Origin of the sequence: Nocardia grenadensis NBRC 108939 (assembly GCF_001613445.1) — a bacterium.
Classification (GTDB): Bacteria; Actinomycetota; Actinomycetes; order Mycobacteriales; family Mycobacteriaceae; genus Nocardia; species Nocardia grenadensis.
The window spans coordinates 146,755-164,554 of record NZ_BDCJ01000017.1 but is presented as its reverse complement, the minus strand read 5'-3'; the positions used below and the strand labels follow the sequence as shown (position 1 = coordinate 164,554).

Annotated in this window: 18 protein-coding genes and 1 pseudogene; 10 read left to right on the top strand and 9 right to left on the bottom strand. The window is 67.2% G+C overall.

Annotated features, from left to right (window positions below; genetic code table 11):
• The first annotated feature begins 125 nt into the window (after positions 1-125).
• Complete coding sequence (locus NGR01S_RS18350) at positions 126-1,106, top strand: GlxA family transcriptional regulator (protein ID WP_063038386.1); 981 nt, start codon at positions 126-128, stop codon at positions 1,104-1,106.
• A gap of 386 nt (positions 1,107-1,492) precedes the next feature.
• On the opposite strand, the gene NGR01S_RS33215 is transcribed toward NGR01S_RS18350, so the two are convergent.
• Positions 1,493-1,951 (bottom strand): HEPN domain-containing protein, encoded by a 459-nt coding sequence (locus tag NGR01S_RS33215; RefSeq protein WP_063038385.1) that lies wholly within the window; start codon positions 1,949-1,951, stop codon positions 1,493-1,495.
• A 21-nt stretch (positions 1,952-1,972) separates the two neighbouring features.
• Here NGR01S_RS33215 and NGR01S_RS18340 point away from each other — a divergent pair, with 21 nt between their 5' ends.
• A complete protein-coding gene (locus NGR01S_RS18340) occupies positions 1,973-2,377 on the top strand; it encodes a VOC family protein (RefSeq protein ID WP_157107312.1) in 405 nt (134 codons plus the stop codon).
• A 262-nt stretch (positions 2,378-2,639) separates the two neighbouring features.
• Here the strand turns inward: NGR01S_RS18340 and NGR01S_RS31030 are convergent, their stop codons facing one another.
• Positions 2,640-3,215, bottom strand: coding sequence for a hypothetical protein (locus NGR01S_RS31030; RefSeq protein WP_157107311.1), 576 nt, complete (start codon positions 3,213-3,215; stop codon positions 2,640-2,642).
• 286 nt (positions 3,216-3,501) lie between these two features.
• Between NGR01S_RS31030 and NGR01S_RS31025 the strand changes: the two genes are divergently transcribed.
• On the top strand, positions 3,502-3,690 hold the full coding sequence (locus NGR01S_RS31025) for a hypothetical protein (protein ID WP_157107310.1): 189 nt from the start codon (positions 3,502-3,504) through the stop codon (positions 3,688-3,690).
• Between the two features lie 452 nt (positions 3,691-4,142).
• Here the strand turns inward: NGR01S_RS31025 and NGR01S_RS18330 are convergent, their stop codons facing one another.
• The gene (locus tag NGR01S_RS18330) at positions 4,143-5,069 is read right to left on the bottom strand and encodes an AraC family transcriptional regulator (protein ID WP_063038381.1); all 927 of its coding nucleotides are present in this window, start codon (positions 5,067-5,069) and stop codon (positions 4,143-4,145) included.
• Between the two features lie 173 nt (positions 5,070-5,242).
• Between NGR01S_RS18330 and NGR01S_RS18325 the strand changes: the two genes are divergently transcribed.
• The 5 genes from NGR01S_RS18325 to NGR01S_RS18300 all read left to right on the top strand — a co-directional run bounded on the left by NGR01S_RS18325 (position 5,243) and on the right by NGR01S_RS18300 (position 10,473).
• Positions 5,243-5,560: a putative quinol monooxygenase gene (locus tag NGR01S_RS18325; protein WP_063038379.1), complete on the top strand. Its 318-nt coding sequence runs from the start codon at positions 5,243-5,245 to the stop codon at positions 5,558-5,560.
• A gap of 34 nt (positions 5,561-5,594) precedes the next feature.
• Positions 5,595-6,560 (top strand): alpha/beta hydrolase, encoded by a 966-nt coding sequence (locus tag NGR01S_RS18320; RefSeq protein WP_063038377.1) that lies wholly within the window; start codon positions 5,595-5,597, stop codon positions 6,558-6,560.
• A 180-nt stretch (positions 6,561-6,740) separates the two neighbouring features.
• Entirely contained in the window at positions 6,741-7,862 is a 1,122-nt protein-coding gene (locus NGR01S_RS18315; RefSeq protein ID WP_063038375.1) for a histone deacetylase-like amidohydrolase, read from the top strand.
• 162 nt (positions 7,863-8,024) lie between these two features.
• Entirely contained in the window at positions 8,025-8,408 is a 384-nt protein-coding gene (locus NGR01S_RS18310; protein ID WP_084481322.1) for a nuclear transport factor 2 family protein, read from the top strand.
• 1,045 nt (positions 8,409-9,453) lie between these two features.
• A complete protein-coding gene (locus NGR01S_RS18300) occupies positions 9,454-10,473 on the top strand; it encodes an alpha/beta hydrolase (protein ID WP_063038567.1) in 1,020 nt (339 codons plus the stop codon).
• A gap of 55 nt (positions 10,474-10,528) precedes the next feature.
• Here the strand turns inward: NGR01S_RS18300 and NGR01S_RS18295 are convergent, their stop codons facing one another.
• The 5 genes and pseudogenes from NGR01S_RS18295 to NGR01S_RS18275 form a co-directional block, all read right to left on the bottom strand.
• On the bottom strand, positions 10,529-11,965 hold the full coding sequence (locus NGR01S_RS18295; RefSeq protein WP_063038565.1) for a wax ester/triacylglycerol synthase family O-acyltransferase: 1,437 nt from the start codon (positions 11,963-11,965) through the stop codon (positions 10,529-10,531).
• A 632-nt stretch (positions 11,966-12,597) separates the two neighbouring features.
• Positions 12,598-12,777 (bottom strand): annotated as a pseudogene (locus NGR01S_RS31020) (glycosyltransferase family 2 protein); the annotation flags it as partial.
• A gap of 184 nt (positions 12,778-12,961) precedes the next feature.
• Entirely contained in the window at positions 12,962-13,801 is an 840-nt protein-coding gene (gene thiD, locus NGR01S_RS18285) for a bifunctional hydroxymethylpyrimidine kinase/phosphomethylpyrimidine kinase (protein WP_063038366.1), read from the bottom strand.
• A gap of 58 nt (positions 13,802-13,859) precedes the next feature.
• Positions 13,860-14,438 (bottom strand): Uma2 family endonuclease, encoded by a 579-nt coding sequence (locus tag NGR01S_RS18280; protein WP_063038364.1) that lies wholly within the window; start codon positions 14,436-14,438, stop codon positions 13,860-13,862.
• A gap of 83 nt (positions 14,439-14,521) precedes the next feature.
• Entirely contained in the window at positions 14,522-15,079 is a 558-nt protein-coding gene (locus NGR01S_RS18275) for a TetR/AcrR family transcriptional regulator (protein ID WP_063038362.1), read from the bottom strand.
• A gap of 39 nt (positions 15,080-15,118) precedes the next feature.
• Between NGR01S_RS18275 and NGR01S_RS18270 the strand changes: the two genes are divergently transcribed.
• A complete protein-coding gene (locus tag NGR01S_RS18270; RefSeq protein ID WP_063038360.1) occupies positions 15,119-16,363 on the top strand; it encodes a KasA/KasB family beta-ketoacyl-ACP synthase in 1,245 nt (414 codons plus the stop codon).
• A 166-nt stretch (positions 16,364-16,529) separates the two neighbouring features.
• On the opposite strand, the gene NGR01S_RS18265 is transcribed toward NGR01S_RS18270, so the two are convergent.
• Positions 16,530-16,883, bottom strand: a complete 354-nt coding sequence (locus NGR01S_RS18265; RefSeq protein WP_063038358.1) for a nuclear transport factor 2 family protein — start codon at positions 16,881-16,883, stop codon at positions 16,530-16,532.
• Positions 16,884-17,009: 126 nt separating this feature from the next.
• Here NGR01S_RS18265 and NGR01S_RS18260 point away from each other — a divergent pair, with 126 nt between their 5' ends.
• A complete protein-coding gene (locus tag NGR01S_RS18260) occupies positions 17,010-17,777 on the top strand; it encodes a helix-turn-helix domain-containing protein (RefSeq protein WP_063038563.1) in 768 nt (255 codons plus the stop codon).
• Positions 17,778-17,800 lie beyond the last annotated feature (23 nt).

The following is a 17,800-nucleotide window of genomic DNA, read 5'->3' as shown; positions in this document are numbered from 1 at the left end:
ATCTCGATCCTCGGTGCGATAGGCGAGCGGCAACAAGGACAGGGTTGTCCGGATTTCGGCCATGTCCTGATCTGCGATGGTCACGTCATTGCGGACACACACCCTGGGCGGGCACGATTACCGATATGTCCCGGCATCGTGTTGTGATCACCGCTTTCGACGGTGTCGAGTTACTTGACATCGCCGGCCCCGTCGAAGTCTTCGCGACGGCCGATCGCCTCCTCGGCCCATCGTCTCGCGGCTATCGGACCGTGATAGCGGGCGCGCGCCGGGGCCCGATCCGCTGCGCTGGCGGCACGTCTCTGGTCGCCGAGGTGTCCTGGGACGAGTTGGATGGGCAGATCGATACGGTTGTCGTGCCCGGTGGGCTCCTTATGGGCGACACCGGCCCCGCGGCCTTGGTCGACCCCGCGCTGGTCGACTGGATTTCCACTCTCGCCGATCGGCCCTCGCGGATCGCGTCGGTCTGTACCGGCGCCCATTCCCTCGCCGCGGCCGGATTGCTCACCGGCCGGCGCGCGACGACACACTGGGCGACCGCCGCGCAGTTGGCGGGTGCATTTCCCGATCTGCGGGTCGAGCCCGAGGCGATCTTCATCCAGGACGCACATATCTGGACGTCGGCGGGGGTTTCGGCCGGAATAGATCTCGCATTGGCTCTGATCGCCGCGGATCACACTGCGGAACTGGCGCGTCGCACGGCCCGATGGCTGGTCATGTATCTGCGTAGACCGGGGGGCCAGCACCAGTTCAGCGAACTGCTGGCGCGACCGACGAGTACCGACGCGCATATCGCACGCCTCCAGGAATGGATCGCAGCCAATCTATCGGAGAACCTCGCCAACGAGGCGCTTGCGGCCCGGGCAGGATTGAGCCCGCGCCACTTCTCCCGAGTCTTCCGCCGACAGGTAGGGATACCGCCCGCACGATATGTGGAATCAGCGCGGGCCGATGCCGCGGCACGGCTGCTGGTACACACGAACGACGGCCTCGGATCTATCGCCCGCAGTGTCGGTCTCGGCTCGGTATCGACCCTGCACCGCGTGTTCAAACAGCATTTCAGCACCTCTCCCGCCGCCTACCGGCACCGGTTCACCACGACCTGACAGCCGTCTGAACCGGTTTCCCGAAATATCGGCCATGCCTCCCACATTGTGGAACTCTGGCACAGGGATCGCCGTAGTATCCGTGGACAACGCCTCGGCAGGCCACCGGCCATGAGCGAGGAGCAGATCCGGCAGGCCCGCGCGCTGCTTACCCGGCCGGATGAGCGGCAAACGCCCAGTTCGATGCGTGGGAACGCACCCGCGACCCCCACGCCCCCGGACCGGTCCCCGGCTTCGGCGGCAAGTTCTCCGACGACCTCGCCGGCACCGAATACGACCCCGACGCCCCCGGCATCCCCGACCACATGCGCAAGGACCCCGGCCGGTAAGGACCGCACCCACATCCCGCTCGAGTCACTCCGCACCTGAAGGAAGCTCGGTCGGGCCTAGCCAGTCTGCTCGGCTGAGTAGATTCTCGGCCAGTCACGCTTCCACCGCCTCGCGTCGCTTGCGAACCGCTCAGAGCCCTGAACAGCGGAATGTAACTGATCGGCGCCTACGCCCGCAGCCAGGAAAAGTCGCAGGGTCAGCATCCAGCGCAGAGACGTCGTCAAGCTGGACATCTTCACAAGATCGTCAGGCGTGCGTGGCTCGTCCCCTGAAATTCCGTGGGCAAGAGAGACTCGCTGGTCGACTATCGCCGATTTCCATCTGTTCAGCTTGCCTATGCACGCAGGCACCGCCTCTGCCACCGGCTCGGCGAGTTGCTGGATCCTCTGGGGGTAGGATTTTTCCGCCCAGTAGGTGTCAAGGGCAGAGATGAGCGAGTCTCTGATGCGGGATGGCATCTCGGTCGCGGAGACCGCTGTCTTGGCGGATTCTATCTCGTCAGGTTCGAAGCGCATCTCATCGGGGTGAAGCAGCCGATGAAGTGCCTCGGCGGCCGTGGCAAGAGACAGGGGGCGCCGGATACCGAGAACGACCACGATCTGGGGCTGTTCGCGCTCGGTGACCGCGCCCCGGGCCCGCATCGCGGCAGTGTCGGCCTCTACCACCTCGCCTGGGAGGTCGGCACGCTCGGTGAACTCGCCGAAGTCGGGCGCCGGCTGCGATCCCGGGATGCGCTGGTCGGCGCGACCGACCATCTGATGTCCAAATCCTTCTACGCGAAGGACCCGGACGGAAACGAGTTCGAGGTGATGTGGCGGGTACCCCGCGCCGACTGGCCCGATACCGAGGATCTGCGGCCCCACCCGCTGGATCTCGACGGCGCGGTCGAACGCTGGGGCGCGGACCTGGCAACCGGCGCGGCGGCGGGTTCACCGACGTGATCGCGGCAGGGCGGCGCTGGTGAGCTGATCCGGCGCGGCCCGTCGGTGGTCACAGTCGAGTAGCCGATGCGGCGGCCGCACGGACAGCCCGGCCGATTCGGTACGCAGGGGGGGAGGGACGCACGCCGCCGGAGCCTTTCCCGTCGATCGTCCGGGCTCGGCCGGGGGTTCTGTTTCGTCACCCAGTGCTACGGCGGGTACTGCCGCCGGGCGGCCGCGACCCTACCCGGCGGCAGTGGCTGGACCGATCGAGATTTCGGCTCTACGCCGTGTGGCCGTAGGACTGCGCGGCGCCCTGCTGGTCGATACCGCTGGGTGCCTGCTGGTCGACGCCACTGGGTGCCTGCTGGTCGACGCCACTGGGTGCCTGCTGGTCGACGCCACTGGGTGCCTGCTGGTCGACGCCACTGGGTGCCTGCTGGTCGACGCCACTGGGTGCCTGCTGGTCGACGCCACTGGGTGCCTGCTGGTCGACGCCACTGGGTGCCTGTTGATCGACGCCACTGGGTGCCTGTTGATCGACGCCGCCGGGTGCCTCTTGGTCCGTCTCGCCCGGGAACTGCTGGTCGGTCTCGCCGGGTGCCTGCTGGTCGGTGGTGCCCGGCTGCTGTTGATCGTCGCCGGGTTGCTGCTCGCCCTCCTCGCCTTCCGGGAGTTGCAGGCCGAGGCCGGCCAGGAGGTCGACGAGACCCGGAATGCCCAGTATGTCGCCTCTGGTGTCCTGCTGGTCCACGGCGCCCTCGGCCGGTTGAGCGATGGCCGCCGGAGCCGCGAGTGCGACCGCGGCGGGAACAGCCAATGCGGCCAGCGTGGCGGCGGTGGTGGTGCGGATCGACATGTGTAACCCCTTCTCTCTCGGTGAACGGGTGGGAAGTGGTACGCGTGCGGATCGAGCACTCCGGACCCTACGGGCAGCCGCGAAGGGGTCCAAGCAGGCCGGTCGGGTCGGCGAGTGCGTTCGGCAGGCAGCTGATCGGCCGGTACTGCGTAACCCTCCGATACGTCCGCTGCGGTGCCGGACGACCACCACATGCCGGGCCCGGCCCGCACGAGATCGCCGCAGACCGGTACGAGTACCGGATAGACTGTGACCCGGGCGCAGTGGACAGCAACTTGGAAGTGGTATGACCGAGCATTGGCGAGCGCTACCTCCCTTGGTGGGCATCATCGCTCTGACCATCGGCATCGTCGAGGTATCGCGGAGCACGAAGAACACATTCGTGATACTGCTCGCGGTCGCGGCCGTGATCGCCCTGGTCACCGAGTTGTCCCGGCATATCCTGCATACGTACCGGAGGTCGCCCGAGCAGTAGTGGATTGCCCGTTCGCGAACGGCGCGTATGCCATTTCTCAACGGCGCTCGATACGTTTGCTTGGTCGCCCACCGACCCCTCCTCGCATAGGTAGGTTTCCCAAGACTTCGAGATCGATGGTCCCGACCGCCGTAGCGGGATGGCCGTGCAGAGCGTTTAACCCGAACAGGTGCACCTCGCCGGGTGCGGCGGTGGGCAGGTCATCGGTGGAGACCAGCGGCACGCCCGGCGGTGACGGGTGCGGGGCTCCCCGGGCCCGGCGCACGCGGCGAGCAGGATGAGACTCGGCTCGGCAGTGGCGAAGACGGTTTCCTGGCGCAAAACACTCATACCACCCCGAGCCTGGCACCCCCCCGGGCGAGTATCGGGCGACGAAGCGGTGACTCCGCTCCCGCCTGTCCTTTCGGGAGAACTTTCGCGACACCGATGAGCATTCGAGGCCCCGTCGGTAGTCACACGGGCGGCGGTCCGTACACCGAGATACCGGACCGCAGCCGGCTGCTGCCTGAGTGCTGACCTCGGGCGGCGGTGGCGCGCGGTGCGGAGCCGTACATGCGGCGGTATTCGCGGCTGAATTGGGAAGGGCTTTCATAGCCCACGCGGTGTGCGACGGCGGTGATGTCGTGCGGGTTCGAGAGCAGCAATAGCCGGGCTTGTTGCAGGCGTAGGTTCTTCTGGAACCGGATCGGGCTCTGCCCGGTCACGATCTGGAAGTTGCGGTAGAAGGCCGAGGGGCTCATGCCGGACATGCGGGCGAGGTCGGTGACGCGGAAGGGATCGGTGTAGTGCTCGCGAATCCAGCGGACCGCGCGGGCGATGTGGTGCAGACCGCTGTCGGCGAGCCCGAGTTGGCGGACTGGCTCGCCCTGGGGGCCGGTGAGCAGTCGCCACAGGATCTCACGTTTGATCATCGGTGCCAGGATCGCCTGGTCGCGGGGGTGGTCGAGTAGTCGGAGCAGGCGGACGGCGGCATCGAGCAGTTCGTCTGTCAGAGCTGCGACCGTGATGGCGGGCGCGGGTTTGTGTTGCGGTCGGGGGAGGTCGCCGGCGGCGTCGATGAGCAGCTCGGCGATGGCCGACGGATCGAGCACTAGCGCGAACCCGAGCGCGGGCGCCGCCGCGCTCGCGCCGAGAAAAGAGCCGGTGACCGGCAGATCGATCGAGGTTAGCAGGTAGTCGCCCGGCCGGTATTCGTGCACCCGGTCGCCTGCGGCGAGACGTTTGGCGCCTTGTGCCAGAACCGCCAGCACGGTGCCCGACATCTCCATATCGGGTGGCCCCGACGCTTCGACCCTCGCTATGTGGAGGCCGTCGATAGCGGTCCGCTGCTCCGGGCCCGCATGCCTGGTGAGCAAGGTGCGGAGTTCGTCGAGGCTCATATGCCGAGTACAACACGCTGTGCAACCGAAAGTGCTCGGATTAGGAGTATCAGGCAAGTACCAGAGAGCTTTTTTCTACTATTTGTGCAGCTAGAACAGCAATGATGAATACATCAAAAGAGCTGATCGAGTAATCGATCGGGAGTATCACGATAGTTGTCGAGGAGTCGAACATGACTGTGGGCTACGGATTCAACACCGTCCTGACCGCCGAACCGGGCAAGGCCGACCAACTGGTCGATTTGCTGCTGAGCGGCATGGACGACGGCAACCCCGCGTCGAGTGAGCATTGCCTGGTCTATCTGGTCTGCCGATCCGCGTCGGATCCCGAGGTCGTCCACGTCACCGAAGGGTGGACAACCGAGACAGATCATCACCAGCTGTTCGCCGGTGCTGCCGCGCAAGCGATCATCGCGGAAATCGAACAGCTCGTGGTCGCTGTAAGCCCTTACACCGACTATGTCCCGGTCGGTGGCAAAGCCGCCTTCTGATATCTGAATCCCGCTACACACAGGAGAAACAGCCATGTCGCCCCTCGCCCGTCCCGCCCTCGATCCCGAACTCGGCGCGCTGCTCGCCGATTTTCCGCTCGTCTCGCGGATCACGCCGGAGCTACTCCCGCAGCTCCGCCGGGTCTCGGCGCCACCGTTGGCGGAAGTGCTCGTGGGACTCTCGGTCGAGCAGCGGGAAGTCACCGTGCCCGCCGACGACACCGGCATCCCGATGACAATCTTGCGGCGGACCGGAACTGCCGCCGCGGCACCCTGTGTCTATTGGATGCACGGGGGCGGCATGATCATGGGCGACCGATTCTCCCAGTTGGATATTCCGCTGGAATGGCTCGACGCGACAGGCGCGGTCGTGGTCACCGTCGACTACCGCCTCGCCCCCGAAAACGGCGGCACCACCCCGGTCCAGGACTGCTACCGCGGCCTCTGCTGGATCGCCGATCACGCCGACGAACTCGGCATCGATAGCGACCGGATCGTGGTCGCGGGCACCAGCGCGGGAGGCGGTCTCGCCGCCGGAGTCGCCCTGATGGCCCGTGACCTCGGTGGTCCCGCGATCGCCGCGCAAATATTGAGCTGTCCGATGCTCGACCACCGCAACACCAGCATCTCCAGCCGTCAATACTCGAACCAGCCCACTGTCTGGACCGGTGAAACCAACGAATTCGCCTGGAACGCCGTACTGGCGGGCCTGCCCGACGACCGCATTCCTGCCTATATCTCGCCGAGCCGTGCCGACGACCTGTCCGGCCTCCCACCCGCCTACATCGACGCCGGCTCCGCGGAAGTCTTCCGAGACGAGGACGTCGATTACGCCACCCGTATCTGGGCAGCCGGAGGCCACGCCGAACTCCACCTGTGGGCAGGCGGGTTCCACGGCTTCGATGCGCTTTTCCCGCAGGCATGCTTGTCGGCTGCCGCCCGGCAGGCACGGACCGAATGGCTCACTCGGATCCTGTCCTCGTTCGATACGGCTGCGTAGCCGGTGCGGGTTCGAGGACGGTTCTCGATGTGAGGACCGGCACGCACTCCTCCGCAGCCGCGTTCCGGTTGCGCGGCCGGAGCGGTTGTGGCTCGATGAGCTGGCGCTGTCGATCGATTGCGCGCGGTTTGCCGTCCGGCGCCCGTTCGAGCGGGTAGCCGGACACCAAGGAGTTCGACCATGACAATCGGATATGTCTGGAACACGGTCTACGGATGGGCCGACACCGGTTCGGGGAGTCTGTTTCCCGCCGATGCGACCACCGGGCTCCAGCCGATAGGTCACCATGTCGCCCACCCCGATACCAAACGCCGGTTCCACGAACTGGTCGCGGTTTCCGGGGTGCTCGACCGGCTGCAACCGGTGCGGGCGGTCCCGGCCACCGAGGCGGATATCCTCCGCGTCCATACCGCCGAGCATCTGGCCCGGATCAAAGCGGAGAGTCTCCAGCCGAAGGGCGGTGACGCCGGTGACGGTTGCTCGCCGTTCGGGCGCGGGGGTTACGAGATCGCGGCGCTGTCCGCCGGCGGTGCGATCCAGCTCGTGGATCAGGTGGTCTCCCGGACCATCGATACCGGTTACGCGCTGGTCAATCCGCCGGGGCATCACGCGTACCGGGCCGGTGGGATGGGGTTCTGCATTTTCAACAATGTTTCCGTAGCCGCCGCTTACGCCAAGGATGTCCTCGGGTTGGCGCGGGTGGCGGTGGTGGACTGGGATGTCCACCACGGCAACGGCACCCAGGAGATCTGGTACAGCGACCCGTCGGTACTCACCGTTTCGCTGCACCAGCATCTGTGTTTCCCGCCGAACTCCGGCTATCTGGAGGAGCGGGGCGCGGGTGCGGGCGAGGGCTTCTCGATCAATATCCCGCTGCCGCCGGCCAGTGGTGATGCCGCCTATGTGCACGCCATGGACGAGGTCGTGCTGCCGGCGCTCCGCGAGTTCCGTCCCGAGCTGATCCTGGTGGCCTCCGGTTTCGACGCGAGCATCATGGATCCGCTGGCCCGCCAGATGGTCACCAGTGCCGGATTCGCCCGGCTCACCCGGCGTGTGCTCGATGTGGCGGCCGAACTCTGCGAGGGCCGGATCGCATTCATCCAGGAGGGTGGTTACAGCCCACACTATGTGCCGTTCTGCGGGCTGGCGGTGCTGCGCGAACTGCTCGGCGACCCCTACGAGCCGGACCCGTACAGCCCGATCGTCTCCACCCAGGGTGGAGACGTGCTGCTGGAGCACGAGGCCGCGGCGATCCGGGCGGCCGTACCCGGCTCGTTCCGACCCCCGGCCGAGGCCCGGTGATCGGGGGCCGGCGGACTTCGTGCCGCCGGCCCGAAAACCGTTGCCGGACCGTGAACTACCGTGCCTCGCGATCCTCGGCGGGTGATGTGAACTTCCACTACTGTGTGCTCGCAGCAATCGAAAACCGTTCCCTTTTCGGGAAACTCAGCAAGGAGTGGGTTGATGACGTCCGTCCGGAAGGCTATGGAGGACTACTACGAGCACATCGATGCCGGTCGGTTGGCCGACGCCGTGGCGTTGATGACCGACGATGTGAAACTGACCTTCGCCAATGCCGAACCCGTGACCGGCCGGGAGGCGGCAGCCGCCTCCGTCCAATACGTACTCGACCAGACCACCAAGATCAGGCATACCATTTTCCACTGGATGGAGCCGCAGACCGCGGCGGACGGTACGGCCGAGGTCACCTTCGAGATCCGGATCCACTACTGGCTGAAGAACGGTACGGAGCTCGATATCCCCGGTGCGGTGTACGCGAGTTTCGACGCGGACACCCAGTGCACCGAGCAGCGGCTCTACGGCGACCTCACCCAGGTGTTCGTCTGAGCCCGCCGCATACGGTGCGCTGATACGTCGATGGCTCGGACCCGGCCGGTCCGAGCCATCGCCATATCAGCGCAGATTCGTTTCCGGACTCCGTCTTTCCGGCTCGGTGGGCTGCCACGTAGTGGATGGGCCCCCTCGCGCCGGGCAGCCCATTGCCCGCCGGTGCGCCGGGGCGTCCGCCCGACCCGGGTGGTTGCCGTCGAGACCGCGGCCGGGGCTCGTGATCGGCCCGGGCCGCGTGCCGCAAGAGGAGTGCGCAGCCGCTGGGTCAACCGGGTCGGGTAGTCGCGGTGGGGTGGGGTGGCACCGATATCTCCCGGTGCGGGTTCCGGCGTGATATCCGACCCAGACACCCGCGGCTTCCTGAGCCCGGCGATGCCGGCTTCTCGCGTCGGCCCCGTGCGTTCGGCGGTTTCGACACCGGGCGGCAGGGCCCGTCGCGGATCACTCGTCGGGGCCCCGGTGGCGGTCGCAGCGTGTCTCTATCGGTTGCCGAAGAATTGCAGACTTTCTGTAAATCAAATTTAGAGGAATTCGTTGCGGGAAAACTGGTCGCTTGCTATGTTGCCTGGGTCACTGCCAGACACCGCGGCCGTGATCGTCCTTCCGGGCTGCAAGCCCGTATCCGCGAGGACGTCTCACCTTCTCGAGGAGTTCACTATGGGTTCGTTGAGCGATCTGCTCATGGCGTTGATTCCGGCACTCGGTTCGGCTGTCGCAGGTGACGGCCTCCTCGATGTTTTCATCGGTTCCCTACAGGGAAGTGTCGCCGCCTGATTCGGCGAACGATACACCCAATTTCACCGAAATTCCGATCGGAATTCCGTTAATTCAGCACTGCAAGGAGCACGACATGGGGTCTCTCTTCGAAATTCTGGGCATGGGCACTGCCAGCGCCGGAGGTATCGGCACGAGTATCGTCAACGCGCTGATCACCCTGAGCGGGGGCACGCCCGCCCCCGGCAAATAGATCGCCGGTCGGAATAGGGGGTCCACCCGGTCACCACGGGTGGACCCCGTGCTCGAAAGCCATGTATACGAATTGATGATTCCACGAAGCAGGACGTCGCCGGTATATCTGCTGGCGATACTGTTCGTTCTCGCCCTCGGCGTGGCACCGCGCGCCGCCGCCGCCCCGGGAGCGGATATCGTCTCGCTCGCGCCCGGCGCCGGACGATGGGTCGAGGTCACGGTGTACTCACCGGCCATGCAGCGCGATATCCCGCTGCAGGTCCTGCGCCCGGCCGATACCGGAACCCCCGCGCCGACCCTTTACCTGCTCAACGGTGCGGGCGGCGGCGAAGACGCCGCGACCTGGTCCGCGCAGACCGACGTGTCCGAATTCTTCGCCGGCGAACACGTCAATGTGGTGATCCCCAAGGAGGGGGCCTTCAGTTACTACACCGACTGGCAGCAGGCGGACTCCGGCCTGGCCGCGAAACTGGGCAACAACGGCCGGAACATGTGGGCGACCTTCCTCACCGAAGAACTACCGCCCGTACTCGATTCCGCCTTCGGCACCACGGGCCGCAACGCGATCGCGGGGATCTCGATGGCCGCGACCTCGGTACTCGACCTCACCATCCGCGCGCCCCACCTCTACAGTGCGGCGGCGGCGTACAGCGGATGTGCGATGACCAGCGATCTTCTGGGGCAGGCGTTCGTCACACTCGTGGTGAGCCTGGGCGGCGGCGATGCCGAGAACATGTGGGGCCCGACCGACGGTCCGGGGTGGCGGGAACACGACCCCTACCTGCAGGCCCACCGGCTTCCCGATATCCCGATGTACATCACCAGCGGTACCGGGCTGGCCGGACGATACGACAGCGCCGATGATCCACGGCTCGACGGTAATCAGCGGATGCTGTGGAACCAGCTGCTCGTCGGCGGCGGCATCGAGGCCGCGGCCGACTACTGCACCCGGGCGCTCCAGCGTCGCACCCAGGAGCTCGGCCGAACCGATATCGTCTACGACCTCCGTCCTTCCGGCACCCATTCGTGGGGGTACTGGCAGGACGATCTGCACCGCTCCTGGCCACTACTGGCCGGTGCGCTGACCTCCTGAACCCACCTGCGGTCGCACCGGGCCCCCGCCGTATCCGGCGGGGGCCCGCGGCGCGTCAGTCGAGGGCTTCCACCAGCTCGCGGAACGATTCCCGCAGCAGCTCCCGGTAGCGGCCGGGGTCCGGCATCATCGCCTTGTCGACGCTGATGGTGAGCACGATCTCCTCGCCCTGGGCCGAGATCAGGTGCCGCAGACCGTCACCGTCCATCGGTGGCAGGACACCGAACGCCCGCAGCATCGGCGCGCCGCGGAAGGTCAGCCCGGCACCCGGCGGCGGAACATTGCTGATCGTGGTGTTGTGCAGCGGAACCGAGGACAGATCGGCGAACGAGCGATGTGCCCGGGCCCGGCCCGCCGCCCGCAACAACCACGCCGGGGCGGTCTCGACCCGCGCCGCGTGCCGGAGTACCGCCGGATCGCTGTGCCGGCGCCGTTCCCGGCGTACCGACTCCCGGATCGCCGCCAAACGTGCACGTGGCTCGCGTCGGCCGGTGTGTAGATCGACCGTCATCTGGCACAGCTGGTTTGCCGAATCCCAGTGCGCGATACCGCGCATAGACATCGGAACCATCGCGGCGAGTCCCTCCGGCGGCGTCTCACCCTTCTCGTCGAGGTAGGCGGCGAGCGCACCGGACACCACGGTCAGCATGACATCGTTGACCGTGACGCGTTCGGCGGACCGGTCGCGCAATGCCGTCACCTCGGTCAACGGCAGGAACACCTGCTCGATGAGTACGGTCGGGCCGATCGCGCGGTTGAAGCGGGTCGCGGGGCGTACGGGCGCCGGTTCGTGCAGCAACCCGGCCTCGATCCGGGCCCGCGCCGCGGTATTCGCCGCCCGGGTACGCGACAGTCCCATCGCGAAACGGCCCATACGGTAGGGAAACAGCGCGGCGGCACGTAAGGTCGCCGCCGGTTTCGACCACCGGTTCGTCGTAGGTGCGGCCGGTGCCTCCCGACCGCCGAAGAGTTCCAGTTCGAGTTCCCTGGTCGCCACACCGTCGCAGGCGCTGTGGTGAAATCTCAGTACGACGACCGTGGCCTCCCCCGGGATCTCCGGTACGGCGCGGACTCGGTCGAACACCTGGATCTGCCACGGCGGCCGCGTGAGATCCAAACGCGCCGTGGTCATTTCCGCGAGCCGGGCCCGCACGGTGTCCCAGTCGGCGCCTGACGGTCCGACCCCCACGTGTTCGTCGATATCGAGCGCCGGCTCGGGCACCCAGTACGGCAGGTCCAGGTCCATCGGGACACGCTGCAATCGCCGTTGGAACAGGGGTGCGAAACCCAGCCGCGCCCGTGCCCAATCCCGCAGCGCGGCGGCATCTATCGGTTCGGTTCCGGTGGCGTCGAAAATATAGACCGCGACGATATTGGACGGATGCCGCTCGCTTTCGTCGTAGACGAACACCGCGTCGCGGGCCGCCAACTGCTCTTTCGCCACAATGCCTTTGGCCTTTCTCGTGGCGAGAACTTCACTGTTCCCGTACATCACCATGTTCCCTGCCGAGCGGTACCGATATGAAGAATTGCCTGGTCGTGCCAGGCGCTCGGTCGATCCTAACGTTCCGGCGCGCGGCATCCAGGGGAATCGGGTTGTCAGGAACGTCGAAATTTCAGAACTCGGTGAATTGGTGTCGATGCGCGGGCGCGTGCCGCACCCGGAATTCTTCGCTGTCTCGGACGGCCTGCCGGATAGTGCATTCCGGTCGGTTTTCGAAATGCGGTCCTTCTTTTCGGTCCCGGCGGCATGGTCTCGTGCGCCGCCGGTGCGAGGCCGGTCGGCGCCGCGCGTTGGGTTGACGCTCCGATGGCGGACGGTGAACCTCGCATAATAGCGGAAAAGAATTACTTCGATCGGGTCGCTGGATATTCGCCCGACTAGGCGTTGGGTCGGGAAGGCCGCTGCGTCGCAGTCCGGTTCCGGCCGGAGGTACCGAATGTGCCCTGCCCGGCCGGGCGAGCGGGGGCCGACTCGGACAACCGTGCCGGGGCGTTACCGCGCGTGCGCCGAGTGGTCCGTCCCGGCCCCAGTGGCACGGCGGGTCGGAATGCCGATGGCCCGGAACAGGCCCGCGAAATCGGCGACCTGCGCACCGGCATCGGGTGCAGCAGGTAGAGCAAGAGCATTGCTTTCAGCAGCAGGTTGTAGCAGCGGGAGATGGATTCGCGCTTGTGCCCGCGCACCACCTGGGCCCCGGAGCCCGGCCGGGTGCCGATCGCCAGATCCGAATGACCGGAGACCGGCGGTGCGACCAGCGGCAGCAGCGCGTTCAGGGCGGTGGAGAGGTCGACATCCATATGCGTCGGTGGGCCGGGGCGTGGCTCCAGCCGACCTGGGAGGTAGCTGTGTACCTTGCCCCGCCGGGCCCACCAGTCCGGTGTCACTGCTGGAACGTCGTTGTTCCGGTCTCCACTCCGTTGTGGAAATGTTCGTGACGCTTCGAGTATGGACCCGCCCACCGACAGGTCGCCGACCCGGCCGAAGTCAGCTCAGCCGCCACAGCGGGGAGACCGGGCCGTGGCCTTTGCCCAGGTCGTAGGCGGCTTCCAGACTGCGCCTAGTCCATTCCTTGGCGAATTCGAAGGCATCGGGAACTGAATAGCCGTGGGCCAGCGCGCAGGCCAGGGCCGCAGCCAGGGTGTCGCCGCCGCCGTGATCGTTGCCGGTCTCGATACGCGGGGCGGAGAACTCCAGGAACCGGTTGCCGTCGAACAGCAGATCGGTGCTCAGCGCCGAGGTCCGCAGGTGGCCGCCCTTCACCACGACCCAGCGTGGTCCGAGTCCGTGCAGTGCCTCGGCCGCGATGCGCGCGGACGCCGCGTCGGTGACCTCGACCCCGGTCAGCAACCGCACCTCGTCCAGGTTCGGGGTGACAATGGTGGCCAGCGGGAACAGCGTGTACCGCACGGCGTCGAGTGCTTCGGTGTGCAGCAGCGGGTCGCCGTGCATAGAGGCCGCGACGGGGTCGACCACCAGCGGCACCGCGGCATCGTGCCCGATGCCGACCTCCCGGCAGACGGCGGCCACGGCCTCGATGATGTCGCCGGAGGCGAGCATGCCGGTCTTCGCGGCGCCGATACCGATATCTCCGGCTACCGAGCGCACCTGGTCCGCGACCACCTGCGGGGGAATCTCGTGGAATCCGCTCACGCCCACCGTGTTCTGCACGGTCACCGCGGCCACCGCCACCAGTGCGTGCACCCCGCACAGGGCCATGGTCCTGGTATCGGCCTGGATTCCGGCCCCGCCGCCCGAATCGGTACCGGCGATGGTGAGCACCCGGACCGGGGTCTGTCCCGGGGGCGTCAACGGCAACAATCTCACCCGGTCACCCTACGTGGGCGGGGTTCGCGGCCGAGTGGGTGTCTCGAGTCGGCGAGCGTCAGACCCAGGCTTTGATCGGTTCGGTGTCCAGGGACAGGCCGACGGGGTCGGGCAGTTCGACGCTGTCACCGATCGAGACGGTCACCCGGCGCTGGTAGCGCGCGCCCGAGGGCTGGCTGAATACCGTGATCTCGCCGAATTCGCGGTCGATCAGAAGGTAGACCGGAATCCCGGTGGCCGCGTAGGCGATCGGCTTCTCACGGCGGTCCCGCTGTTCGGTGTCGCTGTCGCGGGAAGTCACTTCCACCACCATGAGGACGGGGTCCGGGTCGGCCCATTCCCCCTGCCCGACGAATGCGTCGGCATCCGCCAGCGTGCCGTCGGGACGTGCCCGCCCCTTGCGATAGGCGTCGACCTTCAGCCCCTGTTCGACGCTCAGGAACAGTTCCGGTCGGGCCAGGATGAACATGCGGATCAGCCACTGCAGAATCCGCCCGTGGTCCCCGTCGGCCACACCCTTCGCCCCCAACCGCCCCTCGATGAACTCCAGCCGTATACCTTCGGACACCCGACCGGCCAGCCGGGCGAGTTCCTCGAACTCCTCGGTCGTCATGATCTCCTCATGAACGGCGGTCATGAGAAAACGATACCTGCCTCGGGATACCGGTATCGAACATTCCGATGACGCTGTCGTCCATGCGCCGGTGTGGACCCGGCAGGTCAGCGGATGGTGTGGTCGATGAGCCGGCGGGCCGCCCGGTCGGTGCGTTCGATATCGCCGGTGATGAGCCGGTCCTGCAGGATGCCGCGCAACCCGGAGACCAGTACGGTGGCCACTACTTCGGGTTCGTCGTCCGGGTTCAGTGCGCGCAGGCTCGCGGTGAGGGCGGTGACGAACGCCGCGGTGGCCTGGTCCGCGTAGCCCGCGTAGGGGCCGTGGGGTGCGCAGGCCGCGCCGAGGACCTGGAGCATCACCCGCACGCTGATCGATCCCGAGCCGGTGGTGTTCGAACGCCAGAAATCCCACAGCCGTTCTCGCAGCGCGGCGGCGTCGTGTACTTCGGCGAAGACCGCGGTGAGATCCGGGCGATGGGTCGCCAGGGCCTGGACCAGCAGTTCTTCTTTGGTGCCGAAGTAGTAGATCAGCATCCGGGAACTGGTGCCCAGGGCGGCGGCCAGGGGGCGCAGCGAGAGGTCCGCGAGGCCGCGTTCGGCGATGTAGTGCACCACGGAGTCGAGCATCTCGGCGCGTTTGGCATGGTCGAGTGGGCGGGCCATGGGTTGACTGTAGCGAACGCTACAGGTATTCATGACCCCGTGACTGTACCGATCGCTTCAGAAACTTCGGCGGCGGCGCAGGTGGTCGTCACCGGGTACGCGGGCGCCACCTCTATCGCCGGCGATATGGACGAGACCTGGTCGGGGCTGCTGGGCGGCCGGACCGGTATCACCACCCTCGACGACGACTTCGTCGCCGAATACGACCTGCCCGTACGCATCGGCGGCAAGCTCGCCACGCATCCGGGTGCGCAGCTCACCCGGGTCGAACAGCGCAGGCACTCCTACGTCGAACAGCTCGCCCTGGTCCTCGGACGGCAGGTCTGGGGCGCGGCGGGCCGTCCGGAGGTGGAGGGAGAGCGGCTCGCGGTGAGTATCGGCACCGGCCTGGGCGGCGGCGACGCGCTCATCGACGCGGTCGACGCGATGCGCGCCGGCGGCTACCGCAAGGTCTCACCCATGTCGGTGCCCATGGTCATGCCCAATGGTCCGGCGGCGGCCGTCAGCCTGGAAATCGGCGCGAAAGCAGGGGTTTTCGCGCCGGTTTCGGCGTGCTCGTCCGGCACCGAGGCCGTCGCGCAGGCCTGGCGGCTGATCGCCACCGGCGAAGCGGATGTGGTGGTGGCCGGTGGCGTGGAGGGGCATATCCACGCTGTGCCGATCGCGAGTTTCGCCATGATGCGGGCGATGAGCACCCGCAACGACGATCCCGCCGCCGCCTCACGGCCGTTCGACCGGGATCGGGACGGGTTCGTCTTCGGCGAAGCGGGTGCGCTACTGGTCCTGGAATCGGAGCGGCACGCCCGCGCCCGCGGTGCCCGCATCCACGCCCGGGTGCTCGGCGCCGGAATAACCTCCGACGCCTATCACATCGTCGCTTCGGATCCGGCGGGTGAGGGCGCGGCCCGTGCCATGCGCAAGGCGATCGCCGCCGCGGGACTGGCGCCCGCCGATATCGGGCATGTCAACGCCCACGCCACTTCGACCTCCATCGGTGACGCCTCGGAGGCGGCCGCGATCGAAGCGGTCACCCCCGACGCCTCGGTGTATGCGCCCAAATCCGCGCTCGGGCATTCCATCGGCGCGGTCGGCGCCCTGGAAACCGTCCTCACCACGCTCACCCTGCGGGAACAGGTCGTACCACCCACCCTCAACCTGGAGAATCCGGATGCGGACCTGGATATCGTGCACGGCCGCGCCCGGCCGCAGCGGATCGAGTACGCGCTGACGAATTCGTTCGGCTTCGGCGGCCACAATGTGACGCTGGCACTGGGACGCGCCTGAGTGACGACCGCGGAAGCGCGGAACAGTCCGAGCGCCACAGCGTCCGGGGCCGGACGCGTTCCGCTGCGTCCGGCCCGGACTCGTCACCGCGGCAGGCCGGCCCGGAGGCGGGTGACGGCCGAACCGGCACCGGCCGCCACCGGATGCGGGGACGGCCGTCCTGGGATCAGCCCGGAACCTTGTCCAGGAAGCCCAGCACCGTGTGGATCCGGCCCTGCTCATCGGTGACCAGGACGTCGAAACCGATGATCACGGGCTCGGCGCCCGCGGGGCCCAGGCCCCACTGGAACCGGACCTGACGGTGGTGGGCATCCGGTTCCCCGACCGGGGTGAAGACGAACCCGGGGAACTGCTCGTGCACCGCGCCGATGGTCGCGCCGATCGCGTCGAGGCCGGCCGCCTCGGCCAGCGGATCGATGTAGGAGGCTTCCGGGGCCCAGTGCGTGTTCAGCAGTTCTTTCCGGGCGGCCGCGTCGGTGGTGTTCCAGGTCTGCAGGTAGGCGGTGACGGTGTCTTTCATCGGAGTTCCTTCCGGGGTTGTGTGAATTAGGTGCCATCAGCATCGCGGGGACCGGCCGCCCCGGCGATTACGTCGGAGGTAATGGGATCGCTTACTGATCCGGCTACGATTCCGGATGTGGTGATCATGGATACCGACCCCTCGGTCGGCGGCCTGCTGCGGTCCTGGCGGGAGCGGCGCCGGTTGAGTCAGTTGCAGCTCGCGTCGCAGGCGGAGGTGTCCACCCGGCACCTCAGTTTTGTCGAGACCGGCCGTTCCCGGCCCACGCGCGAAATGGTCGAACGGCTGGCCGGGCACCTGGACGTCCCACTGCGCGAGCGCAACGAACTGCTCCTCGCGGCCGGGTACGCGCCGAGCTACGGCCAGCGGGAGGTGGACGCACCGGAACTGCGGTCGGTGATGGACGCCTTCCGGGTCCTGCTCGACGCGCATCTCCCGCATCCGGCTCTGGTACTGGACCGGTGCTGGGATGTGGTCGACCGCAATACCGCCACCGACGCGCTACTCGACGGTTGTGCTCCCGAACTACTGGAACCGCCCGTCAATGCCATCCGTATCTCCCTGCACCCCGGCGGCCTGGCGCCCCGGATCCGCAATCTCGGACAGTGGCGCAACCATCTGCTCGGCCAGGTGCGCGGGCGATTGGAAGCCACCGGCGACAGCCGGCTGAAAGCACTGCTCGACGAGGTATCCGCCTACCCGTGCCCCGACGGCGGCACCCGGGCCCGCACCGATGTGGTGGTGCCGCTGCAGTTGCGGGTGGGCGACGCGGAGCTCTCCTTCTTCAGCATCACCGCCTCGGCCCTCTCGGCCACCGACGTCACCATCGACGAACTCCATATCGAAGCCTTCTACCCGGCCGACGAAGCGACGGCCCGACTGTTCCGCGGATAAGCCGTCACCCGGAGCTGTAGACG

What these genes read in the sequence shown, in the direction of transcription:
- NGR01S_RS18350 (WP_063038386.1), top strand. Translation starts at nt 126, where the DNA reads ATGTCCCGGCATCGTGTTGTGATCACCGCTTTCGACGGTGTCGAGTTA.
- NGR01S_RS18260 (WP_063038563.1), top strand. Translation starts at nt 17,010, where the DNA reads ATGGATACCGACCCCTCGGTCGGCGGCCTGCTGCGGTCCTGGCGGGAG.
- NGR01S_RS18280 (WP_063038364.1), bottom strand. Translation starts at nt 14,438, where the DNA reads ATGACCGCCGTTCATGAGGAGATCATGACGACCGAGGAGTTCGAGGAA.
- NGR01S_RS18330 (WP_063038381.1), bottom strand. Translation starts at nt 5,069, where the DNA reads ATGAGCCTCGACGAACTCCGCACCTTGCTCACCAGGCATGCGGGCCCG.
- NGR01S_RS33215 (WP_063038385.1), bottom strand. Translation starts at nt 1,951, where the DNA reads ATGCGCTTCGAACCTGACGAGATAGAATCCGCCAAGACAGCGGTCTCC.
- NGR01S_RS31030 (WP_157107311.1), bottom strand. Translation starts at nt 3,215, where the DNA reads ATGTCGATCCGCACCACCACCGCCGCCACGCTGGCCGCATTGGCTGTT.
- NGR01S_RS18300 (WP_063038567.1), top strand. Translation starts at nt 9,454, where the DNA reads ATGATTCCACGAAGCAGGACGTCGCCGGTATATCTGCTGGCGATACTG.
- NGR01S_RS31025 (WP_157107310.1), top strand. Translation starts at nt 3,502, where the DNA reads ATGACCGAGCATTGGCGAGCGCTACCTCCCTTGGTGGGCATCATCGCT.
- NGR01S_RS18275 (WP_063038362.1), bottom strand. Translation starts at nt 15,079, where the DNA reads ATGGCCCGCCCACTCGACCATGCCAAACGCGCCGAGATGCTCGACTCC.
- NGR01S_RS18265 (WP_063038358.1), bottom strand. Translation starts at nt 16,883, where the DNA reads ATGAAAGACACCGTCACCGCCTACCTGCAGACCTGGAACACCACCGAC.
- NGR01S_RS18315 (WP_063038375.1), top strand. Translation starts at nt 6,741, where the DNA reads ATGACAATCGGATATGTCTGGAACACGGTCTACGGATGGGCCGACACC.
- NGR01S_RS18320 (WP_063038377.1), top strand. Translation starts at nt 5,595, where the DNA reads ATGTCGCCCCTCGCCCGTCCCGCCCTCGATCCCGAACTCGGCGCGCTG.
- NGR01S_RS18325 (WP_063038379.1), top strand. Translation starts at nt 5,243, where the DNA reads ATGACTGTGGGCTACGGATTCAACACCGTCCTGACCGCCGAACCGGGC.
- NGR01S_RS18340 (WP_157107312.1), top strand. Translation starts at nt 1,973, where the DNA reads ATGAAGTGCCTCGGCGGCCGTGGCAAGAGACAGGGGGCGCCGGATACC.
- NGR01S_RS18310 (WP_084481322.1), top strand. Translation starts at nt 8,025, where the DNA reads ATGACGTCCGTCCGGAAGGCTATGGAGGACTACTACGAGCACATCGAT.
- NGR01S_RS18295 (WP_063038565.1), bottom strand. Translation starts at nt 11,965, where the DNA reads ATGTACGGGAACAGTGAAGTTCTCGCCACGAGAAAGGCCAAAGGCATT.